The organism is Synechococcus lacustris Maggiore-St4-Slac (assembly GCF_024345595.1).
GTDB lineage: Bacteria > Cyanobacteriota > Cyanobacteriia > PCC-6307 > Cyanobiaceae > Synechococcus_D > Synechococcus_D lacustris.
Window position 1 is genome coordinate 175,442 of the sequence record NZ_JAGQBK010000003.1, and the last position, 14,533, is coordinate 189,974.

Annotated in this window: 14 protein-coding genes and 1 tRNA gene; 9 read left to right on the plus strand and 6 right to left on the minus strand. The window is 54.1% G+C overall.

Annotated elements, in window-relative coordinates; all coding sequences use genetic code 11:
- Position 1 precedes the first annotated feature (1 nt).
- On the plus strand, positions 2-601 hold the full coding sequence (locus KBY68_RS03900; protein ID WP_255095951.1) for a precorrin-8X methylmutase: 600 nt from the start codon (positions 2-4) through the stop codon (positions 599-601).
- Here KBY68_RS03900 and mutS read toward each other — a convergent pair.
- Positions 589-3,243, minus strand: a complete 2,655-nt coding sequence (gene mutS, locus KBY68_RS03905) for a DNA mismatch repair protein MutS (protein ID WP_255095952.1) — start codon at positions 3,241-3,243, stop codon at positions 589-591. The two genes, KBY68_RS03900 and mutS, sit on opposite strands and share 13 nt — an antisense overlap.
- 128 nt (positions 3,244-3,371) lie before the next feature.
- Here mutS and psbZ point away from each other — a divergent pair, with 128 nt between their 5' ends.
- From psbZ to KBY68_RS03940, 7 genes are all read left to right on the plus strand, one after another.
- Positions 3,372-3,560: a photosystem II reaction center protein PsbZ gene (gene psbZ / locus KBY68_RS03910; protein WP_106499921.1), complete on the plus strand. Its 189-nt coding sequence runs from the start codon at positions 3,372-3,374 to the stop codon at positions 3,558-3,560.
- A gap of 39 nt (positions 3,561-3,599) precedes the next feature.
- Positions 3,600-4,079, plus strand: a complete 480-nt coding sequence (gene ribH, locus KBY68_RS03915; protein ID WP_106499922.1) for a 6,7-dimethyl-8-ribityllumazine synthase — start codon at positions 3,600-3,602, stop codon at positions 4,077-4,079.
- Between the two features lies 1 nt (position 4,080).
- Positions 4,081-4,965: a glucose-1-phosphate thymidylyltransferase RfbA gene (rfbA, locus tag KBY68_RS03920; protein WP_255095953.1), complete on the plus strand. Its 885-nt coding sequence runs from the start codon at positions 4,081-4,083 to the stop codon at positions 4,963-4,965.
- Complete coding sequence (gene rfbC, locus KBY68_RS03925; RefSeq protein ID WP_255095954.1) at positions 4,965-5,537, plus strand: dTDP-4-dehydrorhamnose 3,5-epimerase; 573 nt, start codon at positions 4,965-4,967, stop codon at positions 5,535-5,537. Before rfbA ends, rfbC begins: the two co-directional genes overlap by 1 nt.
- Positions 5,538-6,422 (plus strand): dTDP-4-dehydrorhamnose reductase, encoded by an 885-nt coding sequence (rfbD, locus tag KBY68_RS03930; protein ID WP_255095955.1) that lies wholly within the window; start codon positions 5,538-5,540, stop codon positions 6,420-6,422.
- Positions 6,423-6,463: 41 nt separating this feature from the next.
- On the plus strand, positions 6,464-7,531 hold the full coding sequence (rfbB, locus tag KBY68_RS03935) for a dTDP-glucose 4,6-dehydratase (protein WP_106501079.1): 1,068 nt from the start codon (positions 6,464-6,466) through the stop codon (positions 7,529-7,531).
- A gap of 49 nt (positions 7,532-7,580) precedes the next feature.
- A tRNA-Gly gene (locus KBY68_RS03940) sits at positions 7,581-7,652 on the plus strand.
- A 61-nt stretch (positions 7,653-7,713) separates the two neighbouring features.
- On the opposite strand, the gene KBY68_RS03945 is transcribed toward KBY68_RS03940, so the two are convergent.
- Positions 7,714-8,130, minus strand: coding sequence for a GNAT family N-acetyltransferase (locus KBY68_RS03945; protein ID WP_255095956.1), 417 nt, complete (start codon positions 8,128-8,130; stop codon positions 7,714-7,716).
- Positions 8,131-8,264: 134 nt separating this feature from the next.
- Between KBY68_RS03945 and secA the strand changes: the two genes are divergently transcribed.
- Positions 8,265-11,084, plus strand: a complete 2,820-nt coding sequence (gene secA / locus KBY68_RS03950) for a preprotein translocase subunit SecA (protein ID WP_255095957.1) — start codon at positions 8,265-8,267, stop codon at positions 11,082-11,084.
- A 32-nt stretch (positions 11,085-11,116) separates the two neighbouring features.
- Here the strand turns inward: secA and cysE are convergent, their stop codons facing one another.
- The 4 genes from cysE to miaA form a co-directional block, all read right to left on the minus strand.
- On the minus strand, positions 11,117-11,824 hold the full coding sequence (cysE, locus tag KBY68_RS03955; protein ID WP_255095958.1) for a serine O-acetyltransferase: 708 nt from the start codon (positions 11,822-11,824) through the stop codon (positions 11,117-11,119).
- Between the two features lie 4 nt (positions 11,825-11,828).
- Complete coding sequence (locus tag KBY68_RS03960; protein ID WP_255096003.1) at positions 11,829-12,839, minus strand: transcriptional regulator PlmA; 1,011 nt, start codon at positions 12,837-12,839, stop codon at positions 11,829-11,831.
- 73 nt (positions 12,840-12,912) lie between these two features.
- Positions 12,913-13,584, minus strand: coding sequence for a translation initiation factor IF-3 (gene infC / locus KBY68_RS03965; protein ID WP_255095959.1), 672 nt, complete (start codon positions 13,582-13,584; stop codon positions 12,913-12,915).
- A gap of 46 nt (positions 13,585-13,630) precedes the next feature.
- Positions 13,631-14,509, minus strand: coding sequence for a tRNA (adenosine(37)-N6)-dimethylallyltransferase MiaA (gene miaA, locus KBY68_RS03970; protein WP_255096004.1), 879 nt, complete (start codon positions 14,507-14,509; stop codon positions 13,631-13,633).
- Between the last annotated feature and the right edge of the window lie 24 nt (positions 14,510-14,533).

Here is a 14,533-nt window from a genome sequence, read left to right on the forward strand (position 1 = left end):
TTTGGATCACCCGATCTTCACCGAAAGCATCGCCCGAATCCAGGCTTGGTTAGGGCCCACCGGTTTAGAAGCCGCTGAACAGGAGGTATTGGAAAGGCTTGTGCATAGCAGCGGCGACCTAAGCCTTGCCCCATTACTGCGGTTTTCCCCCGGCGCCTGCGATTTGGCAATCGCTGCATTGGCAGCAAAAGCTGTGATCCTCACAGACACAGCCATGGCTGCAGCAGCGGTAGCTCCCATGGCAGCGCGCACCTTTGCAAATCCGGTGCATTCGGTGTTGGATTGGGCGCCAAGCTTGGCTCCAGCTGGAGAAACCCGCACAGCCATCGGCATTGAACAGGCGCTTAGGGCCCACCCCAAGGCGCTGGTTTTGATTGGCAGTGCTCCCACGGCCCTGATGCGGTTGTTGGCATTAGGGGCAACGCCTGCACTTGTGATCGGCATGCCTGTGGGATTTGTGGGTGTGAAGGAGAGCAAACGGGAATTAGCCCGCAGTGGTTTGCCCCATATCCGCCTCGAGGGCAGCCGCGGTGGTGCTGGTTTGGTGGCAGCAGCCCTTAATGCCCTGTTGCGTAGGGCTTGGTTGAATCAAACAGCGTGAACTTGTTTGTTTTCAATACCTCTAAGCACTTGTCGAGCCCGCTCCACCACCACCATGGGCACCCCTGCTAGGCGGGCTGCTTCGATGCCGTAGCTGCGGCTGGCCCCTCCGGGGATCACCCGATGCAGAAAAACGAGTGCATCTTTTTGCTCTTCTACCGCCACTTGAAAATTAGCCACATTGCTGCATTTATCTGCAAGGGCATTTAGTTCGTGGTAGTGGGTGGCAAATATGCAAAGGGCATTAATGCCAATGGCTAAATGTTCAGCAACGGCCCAGGCGATCGAGAGGCCATCAAAGGTGGCGGTGCCGCGGCCGATTTCATCGAGCAACACCAGGGATCTATTGCTGGCATGTTGAAGAATATTGGCGGTTTCAGCCATTTCCACCATGAAGGTGGATTGGCCGCTGGCTAGATCATCCACAGCACCCACCCGCGTAAATAAACGATCCACCAAGCCCAATTGGGCACTGCGGGCTGGAATCCAGCTGCCCACCTGGGCCATCAGTTGTAAAACACCGGTTTGCCTTAAGTAGCAACTTTTACCGCTGGCATTAGGGCCCGTTAACACGATTAGATCGGTGCCGGCACCAAGGCAGATGTTGTTAGCAACAAAGGCTGTGTTTGTTAGTAATTGCTCCACCACCGGATGGCGGCCTGCATCTATTAGGAGGCAGCGATCTTCTTTAATTTCAGGTTTGCAATACCCCTGGGTGGCGGCAAGTTCGGCCAAGCCGGCCAGGGCATCGAGGGCTGCAATCGCCCTTGCCGCTTCGCGGATGGGGGCTGCTAGCTGGCCCACCTGTTCCCTGAGGCGGCAGAAGAGCTCGTACTCCCTTTGCTGGCTGCGGGCCCGCAACTGCAGGATGCGTCCCTCCCGTTCTTTTAATTCTGGGGTAACAAAACGCTCTTCATTACTTAGGGTTTGCCTTCGCAGCCAATGGTCTGGCACCTGGCCAGCCTTTGCCCTGCTTACCGCAAGGAAATAGCCAAAACTGCGGTGAAATTGCAGGCGTAAATTTGGATTACCACTGGCTTGGCGCTCGCGCCTTTCCACTTCCGCCAGCCAGTTTTCCTGTTCATCAAGGCGATTGCGCAATTCATCAAGGCTTTCATCAACGCCATCGTTGATAACACCGCCTTCAGTGAGCGAAAGGGGTGGCGTTTCGATTAATTGATGCTGCAGCAGGGCAGCTAGTTCTTGCAAATCTGGCCGCGGCTGCTGCAGGGCAAGCAGCGGTTCAGCATGGTTTTTGGCCTCGCTTTGGCCTTGTTTGATCAGATCAGCCAAAAGGGGCAAGCGCTCTAAACCAGCGGCTAGGGCCACCAGATCACGGGCACTGGCATGGCCGCCAGCGCAACGGCCGGCCAACCGTTCAAGGTCGGCCATGGGCCTAAGCAATCGCCTTATGGCTTGGCGCAACGGACGCTTTTCTACAAATAGGGCAATGGCCTCCTGCCTTGCCTGAATCGCTTTGATATCTAAAAGCGGTGCCTCCAACCAACGGCGCAGTGCCCTTGCCCCCATGGCGGTGTGGGTGCGATCAAGGGCCCAAAGCAAGGATCCTTGAAATACGCCATCCCTTTGGGTGGCCGTTAATTCCAGGTTGCGGCGGCTTTGCTGGTCGATCACCATCGCATCCCCGCTAAATACAGTTAGGGGCCGCTCTAAAGGCAGGGTGCTGCCCGGTTGGCTTGCATCCAGGTAGCTGATCAGGCCACCGGCAGCCCGCAGGGCTAGCGGGAATTCGATCAGGCCCAGGCCTTCGATGGAACTAAGGCCGTAGCGCTTCAGCAGGGTGCGGCTGGCTTCGCTGCTTTCAAAGGGGCTGCGCAATTGGGGGGTGACATTCAAGCCAGCAGCACACCAGGCTGGTTTTTGGTTGGCCTCAAGGCCGGGCAGCAGTAATTCAGCTGCTTCCAGTTGCTGTAATTCCTGCTGCAGCAGCTCTAAACCCTCCCGTTCCCGCACCAGAAATTCGCCGGTGGAAACATCAGCTACCGCTAAACCCCAGCGGTTGTTGTGCAGCACCACTGCCGCTAACCAGTTGTTGCGGCGGGCGCTGAGCATGCCCTCCTCAAGCACGGTGCCGGGGGTGAGCACCCTGGTGATGTCGCGCCGCAATAACTCACCCTTGGCGGCAACAGCTTCCAGTTGGTCGCAAAGGGCAACGGCATAACCACGGCGCACCAATTCGCTGCAGTAGCGCTCACAGGCGTGGTGGGGAATGCCTGCCATGGGCACGCGGCCATGGGCCTTACCCCCTTCTTTGCCGGTGAGGGTGAGCTCTAAAAGCTGGCTGGTTAAAAGGGCATCTTCAAAAAAGCACTCAAAAAAATCGCCTAATCGATAAAAAAGCACCCGTTCGGGATTGGCGGCCTTGAGTTCCACGTAGTGGCGCAGCATTGGCGGTAGTGCCGCTGACTCCACAAGGCTGTGGTGGTGCCAAGGGGGTAGTTCGTTGTTGTTTTGCGGTGTGCTGGCTAAGGGGGTGCTAGCTGGCTGGCTTTTGCCTGGATGGCTGCGGCGGCGCGGTTTTTGTTGCTCTGAATCCTTGCTTAGCTGCTCTAGCCCTTGGGCGTTTTGATCTTCCTCGGGGGCAAATAGGCTGCCTTGGATAGCAGGTTCGCTGCTGGCCACAGAAAAAAATCACTTGTGGCTGATCGTAGGTTGCATCAAACCTGTGAAGTTCCATTCAGGTTTGAGCGCTTGGGCCATGGGCGCCATGGGAGAATTGAGCAAGCCAGGCCCATGGTTGCCGCTTCACCATGCAAATTCTCAACACTCTTACCGTTTTGGCTTTGGTGGTTATGTCCTTTGCCTTGATTGTTGCTGTGCCAGTGCTTTATGCCAGCAACGACGACAGCGGCCGCAGCAATCGCCTGATTTTGGTGGGCGGCTTGGCATGGGTGGCCCTAGTGCTTTTGAACTGGGGCGTAAGCGTATTTGTGGTGTGAGCCTAAGCTTGATTAACTAATTTTTATAAACCAACGGCCATGACCGTTTTTGAAGGCCGGTTTACCGATGCTGCAAACCTAAAGATTGCAGTGGTAGTGGGCCGCTTTAATGATTTAGTAACAGGCAAATTATTGAGTGGTTGCCTTGATTGCCTTGGCCGCCATGGTTTGGATGTGGAACCGAGCAGTAAGCAGGTTGATGTGGCCTGGGTGCCCGGTAGTTTTGAGATTCCATTGGTGGCCCAACGCTTAGCGCGCAGCGGCAGCTACAACGTGGTTATCACCCTTGGTGCTGTGATCCGCGGTGATACTCCCCATTTTGATGTGGTGGTGGCTGAAGTTAGTAAAGGGGTGGCCGCAGTGGCTAGGGATACTGGGGTGCCTGTGATATTTGGGGTGCTCACCACCGATAATTTGCAGCAGGCCCTCGAGCGGGCTGGCATTAAGAGCAATTTGGGCTGGAGCTATGCGTTGCAGGCCCTAGAAATGGGCAGCTTGCTGCGTGGGTTACCTCAGTAAAGTGAAAGTAAATAGAAAGGGCATTGTGCTCGCTGGGGGTAGTGGTACGCGCCTTGCTCCGATGACAACCGCTGTGAGTAAACAGCTAATGCCTGTGTATGATAAGCCAATGATTTATTACCCGCTAACAACATTAATGTTGGCGGGATTAAGAGAAGTTTTGATAATCACAACCCCTCAAGATCGTTCTGCCTTTGAACGTTTATTGAACGATGGTAGTAAGTGGGGAATGCAGATAAATTATGCGGAACAGCCGAGCCCAGATGGATTAGCCCAGGCATTCTTGATTGGTTCAGGATTTCTTGGCGATGCCGCTGCTGCTTTAGTGTTGGGTGATAATTTATTTCACGGACACGATCTCAGCTTGCAATTACAGGCGGTCAATAGCGATGCTGCTGGGGCAACTGTATTCGCCTATCCTGTTAAAGATCCAGAGCGATATGGAGTTGTTGAATTTGATAGCAATGGCTTGGTTAAAGGGTTAGAGGAAAAACCAAAAGCACCCCGCAGCCGTTTTGCTGTTACTGGTTTATATTTTTATGATTCATCAGTGGTTGAAAGAGCTAAACAAGTGAAACCATCGCCAAGGGGTGAATTAGAGATTACAGATTTAAATCGCAGTTATTTAGAAGATGGTTTATTGCGGGTGGAATTAATGAGTAGGGGAATGGCTTGGCTGGATACTGGCACTCCTGATTCTTTGCATGAAGCAGCAGCCTATATTCGCACTTTGGAGCATCGCCAAGGCTTAAAAGTGGGCTGCCCAGAAGAGGTGGCCTATCGCATGGGTTGGATTGATGCTGAGCAATTAGAAGAATTGGCTGCCCCCCTTAAGAAAAGTGGTTATGGAAATTACCTATTGCAGATATTGGAGGGTCTAGATTGATGCAATTTGAAAATCTAGGTGATGCACTATTGCTCACGCCTCGCATATTTACAGATGAGCGAGGCTTTTTCTTTGAAAGTTGGAATCAACAAAGTTTTAACGAGCTCCTCAGTGCGAATTCTCAATCAGTTGTTGAGTTTCTGCAAGATAATCATTCGCGCTCCTGCCGTGGTGTGCTGAGAGGTCTGCATTACCAGCTTCCCCCCCATGCTCAAGGCAAGTTGGTGCGCTGCGTGGATGGAGAGATTTATGATGTGGCCGTAGACCTACGCTCAAATTCCCGTGGGTTTGGCCAATGGCATGGGTCGATTCTAAGCGCAGCTAACCATAAACAACTGTGGGTTCCCCCTGGTTTTGCCCATGGTTTCCTCACCATAAGTGAACATGCTGAGGTGCTCTACAAAACAACTGATTTTTGGAATCGCAGTTCTGAAAGAGCGATCCGTTGGGATGATCCCAAGCTAGCGATTAATTGGCCGTTAGAAAAATTACAAGGAGCTCGAGTTCAGCTTTCAGAGAAAGATGCAGCTTCGCCATTATTCGCAGCCTTAGAGGAAGCTGATCTTTTTTGAATGAGGGTTCTTCTTACTGGTGCTAATGGTCAACTAGGCCAGGCCTTGATGGTTGCAAAACCTAAGCCGATTGAATTAATTGCTTGTGGCCGAGCTGAATTGGATTTGGCAAGCCCCCAAGCTTGCAGCGAAGCGGTGAGGTTTTATCGACCTGATTGGGTACTTAATGCTGGTGCCTACACGGCGGTAGATAAAGCTGAGAGTGAGCCTGAGCTTGCCTTAGCGGTAAACGCAGGCGCCCCTGCTGCCTTTGCCGAGGCTTTGGCCGCCAGTGGCGGCCGGTTGTTGCAAGTGAGCACGGATTTTGTGTTCAACGGAGCCCAAGGTTTCCCCTATCTATCGCACCAGGCTGTGGAGCCATTGGGGATCTATGGAATTTCCAAGGCGCGGGGAGAGGCTGCGGTGCTTGAGCTGCTCGGGCCTCAGCTGTCATGCGTATTGCGCACGAGTTGGTTGTATGGGCCCATTGGTAAAAATTTCTGCCTCACGATGCTGCGGCTCCACGGCCTTAAAGCAGAAAGTGGTGAGCCCCTTCGCGTAGTTGCAGATCAGGTTGCTTGCCCCACCCACACTGCCGGCCTTGCTGAAGCCTGTTGGAAGGTGCTGGCAAATGAAGTAGTTGGCTTTCAACACTGGAGTGACGCAGGTGCAGCCAGCTGGTACGACTTTGCAGTGGCAATTGGTGAGCTTGGTGTGCTGGCTGGCCTATTGGAGCGGCCAGCCCTGGTGGTGCCCATAACTACGGCGGAATACCCCACTGCCGCTAGGCGTCCTTGCTATTCCCTGCTTGATTGCAGCACCAGCCGTGCGGCTCTGGGGCTGGAGCCTGTGCATTGGCGGGATGGATTACTAAAGGTGCTGAGTTGCATTGGTACCTCTAATTAATAGCTTCTTTTAGGATGGTTTTGGTTTAAAAATTTCCATCTGTGCATGATCTTTTGCCTCAACCACTAAGCCGCGTACTAGTAACTGGCGGCGCCGGTTTTATAGGAGGTGCATTGGTGCGCAGGCTGCTAGTTGAAAGCAGCGCCATGGTTTTCAATCTCGACAAGCTCAGTTATGCCAGCGACCTAACCAGCATCGGCAGCAATCCTCGCCACCAGTTGCTGCAGGTTGATTTGGTAGATCCTGAGGCCACCATGGCCGCAATCAAGCGAGCTGATCCCGATCTCGTGTTTCATCTGGCGGCTGAAAGCCATGTGGATCGCTCGATTAGCGGCCCAGGTGCCTTTATCGAGAGCAACATCAGCGGTACTTTCAATTTATTGCAAGCGGTGCGGGCCCACTGGGAGCAGCTGCCCAAGGAGCGGCAGGAACACTTCCGCTTTCACCACATCAGCACCGATGAGGTGTTTGGCTCCCTAGGCCCCACGGGTTGTTTTTCAGAAACTACCCCCTACGACCCGCGCAGCCCTTATTCAGCCAGTAAAGCTGCCAGCGACCACCTGGTAAGTGCATGGCACCACACCTATGGGTTGCCTGTGGTGCTCACCAACTGCTCCAACAACTACGGACCCTGGCAGTTTCCCGAGAAACTGATCCCGGTGGTGATCCTCAAGGCGGTGGCTGGTGAACCGATTCCCCTCTACGGCGATGGCGCCAATGTGCGCGATTGGCTTTATGTGGAAGATCACGTGGAGGCTCTGCTGCTTGCAGCCACAAGGGGTCGTTTAGGTGAGAGTTATTGCGTTGGCGGCCACGGAGAGCGCAGCAATAAGCAAGTGGTGCAAACGATTTGCAGCTTGTTAGACGAGCTGCGACCCCAGGGGGCGCCCCATGCGGGCTTGATCACACCCGTTGCCGATCGCCCTGGCCATGATCGCCGTTATGCAATTGATCCAACGCGGATCAGCAGTGAATTGGGTTGGCGGCCGGCCCATGCTTTTGAGCAATCACTAGCAACCACAGTGAATTGGTATTTGGATAATTTGGCTTGGTGCGAGAAGGTGCGCGAACAGGCCGGCTACCGCGGAAATCGGTTGGGAATCATTTGACGGCGGGAGGGTTCTCAAGGCAGAATCATGCATCGGCATAGGGCCGACTGCGGATGTAGCTCAGTGGTAGAGCATCTCCTTGCCAAGGAGAGGGTCGAGAGTTCGAATCTCTTCATCCGCTTGTTAAAGCTAAGGCTACATTTAGCAATTAATGGCAAGATCTCAATCTTGTTGCGGGCAAATTAACCTCGTTTGAATAGCATTAGATCTTGACTAACTTGATGAACAAAGCCTAGTTGTTCGTAAAATCCCTTTTGCTGAGTTGTCATTAGATATATTCTTTCTACTTCTACAACTGCCCTATGGTTTATTAAAGCCTCAACAATAGTTCTGCCGTGGCCCAGGCCCTGATGATCGTTAGTTACCACTACATCCCAAAGCACAGCACGATATATCCGATCACTGCTTGCTCTGCCAAAGCCGATCAGTTGCTTGTTTTGCCAAAGGCTAACCACCGCTGCACTTTCCCTCAGCATTAAGCGCAAATCTGCAACGCTTCTTCCTCTACCCCAGGAGGTGTGGCTATGGAGCAATAGTTGTAGGTCCCGCAGGGGTAAGCGCCAGCAAAGGTTGCTATGGCTGATTAGGCGTGCAGACAATCGCTTAATAGTGATTTGATTGTGTATTAAAAACCCCCGCGCTCCATTGGCTGAAATCCATTGGCATTAAAGGGTTTAGCTGGACTCGGAACCTAATCGCAATGGTAAGCTGGTTGTAATCAATGGTTCCTTTAATGCTCAAGCTGTTGCTGGGTGATCCAAATGCCCGCAAGCTGAAGCGCTACCAGCCCCTGGTGAGTGATATCAATCTTCTGGAGGAGGACATCGCCCCCCTTTCAGATGAGCAGCTGCGCTTGCGCACTGTTGCTTTTAAGGCACAGCTTGAGGCCGCAGCCAGCCCAGCAAAGCAGCGCTTGTTATTGGATGAAATTCTGCCCGAAGCCTTTGCCGTGGTGCGGGAAGCAGGCAAACGGGTGCTGGGGATGCGCCATTTTGATGTGCAATTAATCGGCGGCATGGTGCTGCACGATGGCCAAATCGCTGAAATGAAAACCGGCGAGGGTAAAACCTTAGTTGCCACCTTGCCCGCCTACCTAAACGCCCTTAGCGGCAAGGGTGTGCATGTGGTTACCGTTAACGACTACCTGGCCCGCCGCGATGCGGAATGGATGGGCCAGGTGCACCGTTTCCTTGGCCTCACCGTGGGCTTGATCCAGCAGGATATGAGCCCAGCGGAGCGGCGAAAAAATTACGCCTGTGATGTTACCTATGCCACTAATAGTGAATTGGGTTTTGATTATTTACGCGACAATATGGCAACGGATATTAGTGAGGTTGTGCAGCGGGAATTTAATTTTTGTGTGATCGATGAAGTTGATTCAATCCTGGTTGATGAGGCCCGCACCCCATTAATAATTTCGGGCCAGGTGGAGCGGCCCCAGGAGAAATACCAAAGGGCAGCAGAACTGGCGCTCAACTTAGAGCGCTCGGCTGAGATTGGTAAAGATGGCATTGATCCGGAGGGTGATTACGAGGTTGATGAGAAACAACGCAGCGTAATCCTCACCGATGAGGGCTATGCCAATGCGGAGCAACTACTAGGGGTTACCGATCTATTTAGTGCCTCCGATCCCTGGGCCCATTTCGTTACCAATGCCCTGAAAGCAAAAGAACTATTTATTAAAGATGTTAATTATATTTTGCGCAATGATGAAGTGGTAATCGTAGATGAATTTACCGGTCGGGTAATGCCTGGTCGCCGTTGGAGTGATGGCCTGCACCAGGCGGTTGAGGCAAAGGAAGCTTTGCCAATCCAGCCTGAAACCCAAACCCTTGCCAGCATCACCTATCAAAACTTTTTCTTGCTCTACCCCCGCCTAGCCGGCATGACAGGCACGGCAAAAACAGAGGAGGTGGAATTTGAAAAAACCTACAAGCTTGAAGTGGCCGTGGTACCCACGAACCGCAGCCGTTCCAGACGGGATTTAGTTGATCAGGTATTTAAAAGTGAATCAGGAAAATGGCGTTCAGTTGCCCTGGAAACCGCTGAATACCACCGGGCTGGTAGGCCCGTGTTGGTGGGCACCACCAGCGTTGAAAAAAGTGAGTTGTTATCTGCTTTGTTGCAGGAGCAAGGCATCCCCCACAACCTCTTAAATGCCAAGCCAGAAAATGTGGAGCGGGAGGCGGAGATCATTGCCCAAGCCGGCAGGGCTGGCGCCGTAACCATTGCCACCAACATGGCCGGCCGCGGCACAGACATCATCCTTGGCGGTAATACCGATTACATGGCCCGCCTGAAGGTGCGGGAGCTGCTGCTGCCCCGGCTTGTGCGGCCCGAAGAGGGCCATCGGCCACCTGTTCCTTTGCAGCGGGAGGCCAGCAGTGGTTTTGCTGCATCCAGTGCAAATCCCGCAAAACCCCCCAGTGAAGCAAGGGCGATCGGGCGTTTATTTCCCTGTGAGCTCTCAGCCGAAACCGATGCGGCCTTGGCTGATGTGGCCCAGCGCTTGGTGAAGCTCTGGGGTGATCGTTCTTTATCAGTGTTGGAATTAGAGGATCGCATCACCAGCGCCGCCGAGAAGGCACCCTCCGATGATGAGGGAATTCTCAAGTTGCGTGAGGTAATTAGTGCCATCCGCCACAACTACGACACTGTTATTGCCGCAGAACAGGCCCAGGTGCGAGAGGCCGGTGGTTTGCATGTGATCGGCACCGAACGCCATGAATCACGCCGGGTTGACAACCAATTGCGGGGTAGGGCCGGGCGCCAGGGGGATCCGGGCAGTACCCGCTTTTTCCTTTCCCTCGAAGATAATTTATTAAGAATATTTGGTGGCGAACGGGTAGCTGGTTTGATGAATGCTTTTCGGGTAGAGGAAGATATGCCGATTGAATCGGGCATGCTCACCCGATCCCTTGAAGGCGCTCAAAAAAAGGTAGAAACCTACTACTACGACATTCGTAAGCAGGTTTTTGAATACGATGAAGTGATGAATAATCAACGCCGTGCTGTTTATGCAGAACGGCGCCGCGTACTCGAAGGAAGAGATCTCAAAAAACAGGTGCTCGGTTATGGCGAACGCACCATGGACGACATTGTTGAAGCCTATGTAAACCCAGAACTGCCCCCTGAGGAATGGGACCTAAGCCGTTTAACAGGCAAGGTGAAGGAGTTTGTTTACCTTCTCCAAGACCTGCAGCCAGAACAACTGCAAGGTTTAAATATGGAGGAGTTAAAGGCCTTTTTGCATGAGCAACTGAGGATTGCCTATGATTTAAAAGAGGTGCAAATCGAAGAATTGCGTGGTGGTTTGATGCGAGAAGCGGAACGTTTCTTTATCTTGCAGCAAATTGATACCCTATGGCGGGAGCACCTACAGAGCATGGATGCCCTGCGGGAATCCGTTGGTTTGCGCGGATACGGTCAAAAAGATCCTTTAATTGAATACAAGAATGAAGGCTACGATATGTTCCTTGAGATGATGACTCAAATGCGTCGCAATGTTATCTACTCAATGTTCATGTTTCAGCCTCAATCACCTGAGCAATAGCTTGGATTCCATTTAGTTTAAATATTATTTTTTTAAATCCCACTGCCTTCAAGAAATTCGATTATTTCACGATCGCGCAGGCTTTGGGAAGTGCCGCCGGGTTCGCTGCCGCGCTTTTCCTGTTGCAGCGCATTTTCAAGGGCATCGATCCTCTCCATCAAGTTGCGAATCACCTGGGCTTCCGCATCTGGCAGTTGGGAGTGGGCCAAGGGATCGATGCGAACCCCGGATTGATGGATCACCCGGCCTGGCACGCCCACCACGGTGCAGTCGTGCTCCACATCCCTCAATAGAACTGAGCCGGCACCGATGCGGGTATTGGCCCCCACGGTGATCCCGCCCAACACCTTTGCGCCCGCACCCACCACCACGTTTTCCTCCAGGGTGGGGTGGCGTTTGCCGCTTTGTTTACCCGTGCCCCCAAGCGTTACCCCCTGAAACAACAAACAGCGATCACCGATCACTGCTGTTTCACCAATCACCACCCCAGCTCCATGGTCGATAAATACCCCCTGGCCAATGCGGGCGCCTGGGTGGATTTCAACCCCAGTAAAAAAACGAGCTACCTGGGATAAAAAGCGTGGCAGCAACGGCAGCCCCAGGCCCCAGAGGCGATGGCTGAAGCGGTGCATGCAGATGGCATGTAGCCCCGGATAGCAAAAAAGGATCTCGAGGCTGCTGCGGGCAGCCGGATCCCTTTCCCTGATGATTGAAATATCTGCTTTTAGGCTTTTGAACATTCCATCAATCCACCTCTTCGGCAGCTGGGCTTGCCGTTAGGCCGATCTCCTTACGCAATAGATCGATCGTAGAGGCACCCAGATAACTTTCGGCGCAATGTACCTGTGGCATGCGCATCAACTGGGAGCGGTTTTGGCGCAGGGTTTGCTCCACCAGGGGCAAGCTCGGTTTATCGCACAACACATGGCTAGCGGCGCGGCAGAGGGCCAACAGGCGGCTGCCCACATCTGGCGAGGCCGTCATCACCAATAGCTCCTGGCCGCGCATCGAATGGAGGATCACCTCCGCTGCCCTGAGGATGCCGGGGCTGATGCTCACAAGCCCAACGCAACTGCCGGTTTTTAATTCCTTGAGCAGGTTTAGTTCGTGGCGGAAATCGTTTAGGTCTACCGCTACGGCGCGCACCCCATGGGCCTTGGCTAATTCCTCCACCGGTTGCAGGAAATATCTGCTGGTTACCACCGTGCCGTTATTGGAGCTTTCCAGCACCGCTTCCAATTCCTCTAGGGGCACCACCTGCACGGGTACATCCAAGTTTGGGGCCAGTTCTTCCGCGATCAACATCGATGCCCCCAGATCTTCCCTAGGGGTGCTCACCAGCACGCGGGCACCGCAGCGCAGGCGCCAATCAACCTCCCGGGTAAGCAATTCACGGGCCTGTTGCAGCGTGCAGCCGGCATTCAGTAAGCCATCGATGCTGCGGCGCACCTCCTGGTCGATATCGGGCCTGATGCGCGCCTTGGGGCCAACGGGTGCTTTTTGTTCCCTGGGTTTTTGTTGATCGCGCACATAAATGCCGGAGCCGGCCATTGCCTCCACCACACCATCATTTTCGAGCTGGCGATACACCTTGCTGATCGTGTTGCGATGCAGGCCGGTTTGCATCGCTAGCTGGCGGGTACTGGGCAATCGATGCCCCGGTGGGAAGTGGCGGGCGGCAATCGCAAAGCAGATCTGGTTGTAGAGCTGCGTGGAAGCCGGTATATCGCTTTCCTGTTGGATGTGAAAACGCACGCTCGGGTGTGACAGCAGCTCAACTGCGCCACGGTAGTGGCCCATGGGCTAGGTGACAATCTTGATTGCGTTTTTAAGCGGGTGCCACCTCGCTTACAGGTTCAGGGCTTAGTTCGGCCGATGCTTTTGTTGCTGCACTAATCGGCAGGGTGCGCACCGCTTTTGTGAGCTGTTCCGGTTTGTCTTTATTAAGTGGAACGCGGCGGGGGCCAAGGAACATGATCATGTTGCGGCCTTCCCGCTTGGGCTCCTGCTGCAGTTCTGCGCTTTCTTCTAGATCCTTAGCCATGCGATAGAGCAGCTGCTCAGCCAGGGCGGTGTGCTGGATCTCCCTACCGCGGAAGATCACGGTGCATTTCACCTTGTCGCCTGATTTAAGAAAACGCACTGCTTGGCCGATGCGCACTTGATAATCGTGCTCATCGATCTTGTAGCGCATCTTTACTTCTTTAACTTCCGTTTGGTGTGATTTCTTTTTTGCTTCCTTTGCTTTCTTTTCCTGCTCAAACTTGAATTTGCCGTAATCCATGATCCGGCATACGGGCGGATCAGCCTTTTCGCTCACTAAAACAAGATCTAATCCCCTTTCTTTTCCCACCTCTAGGGCTGCTTCCCTGGTGATCACCCCAAGTTGACTGCCGTCGGCATCCACAACCCGCAGGTTGGGATAACTGATCCTGTCGTTGATGTTTGGTAGTTCCCGAACGGGGGCGCGGCGATCAAAACGGGGGCGGGGTGGGGCCATTCAGTAAGGCGAGGGAGAACTGTGGTGGAACAGGTGACCCCCCACCCTAGGCCCCCGCTGCGGCGATGGCAGCCAAGGCCTCCTCAAGGGCCGTTTCCTGATTAAGCCAGATGGCTTGATGGCGATTGCGAAACCAGGTGCGTTGCCGCTTAGCAAATTGCCAGGTGCGCTTAACGGTGAGGGCAATCGCCTCCGGACGACTCAGTTCCCCCGCCAATAGGGCCATGGCCTCCCCATAGCCAATCGTTTGCAGCAGTGCTAACTCCTTGCCGTAGAGCTGTTGCAGTGCTTCGGTTTCCTCCACCAAACCAGCGCCATACATCGCCGCGCTGCGCCGCTCGATCCTTTCGCGCAGGTTGGGGGGATTTAGCCCCAGCTCCAACACCCCATAGGCAGGGGCCATACGCCCCTGTTGGCTACTAAGTGGTTTACCTGTGCCATAGAGCACCTCCAGGGCCCTTTGGGTGCGAATTTTGTCGCTGGGATGGATGCGCCCAGCAGCCAGGGGATCCGCCTGCCCAAGCAGCTGGTGGGCGCTTGCCTGCCCCAGGCCTTCAAGTTGCTGCCTCAGCCAGGGTTGGGGCGCTAGGGCAGGGGGTTGCAGCCCTTGGCTGAGGGCCTGGAGGTAGAGGCCGCTGCCGCCCACCAGTAGGGCCGGGCGGCTAAGGGCCTGTTCCGCTGCAATCAAAGGCCTGGCCAGTTCACAAAACTGCTGCAGGTTGAGCGGTGTGTTGGGGGGGGCTAAATCCAACAATTCGTGGGCTACCCCTTTGCGTTCGGCTTGGCTGGGCTTAGCGGTGCCCACATCCATTTGTTGATACACCTGGCGTGAATCCACGCTCAAAACGCGGCAACCAAGCCTGAGGGCCAACTCAACGCCAAGGGCGGTTTTACCGCTGGCGGTGGGCCCCAATAGCACCACCATCAGTGGCGTTTGCTGCCCTTGCTC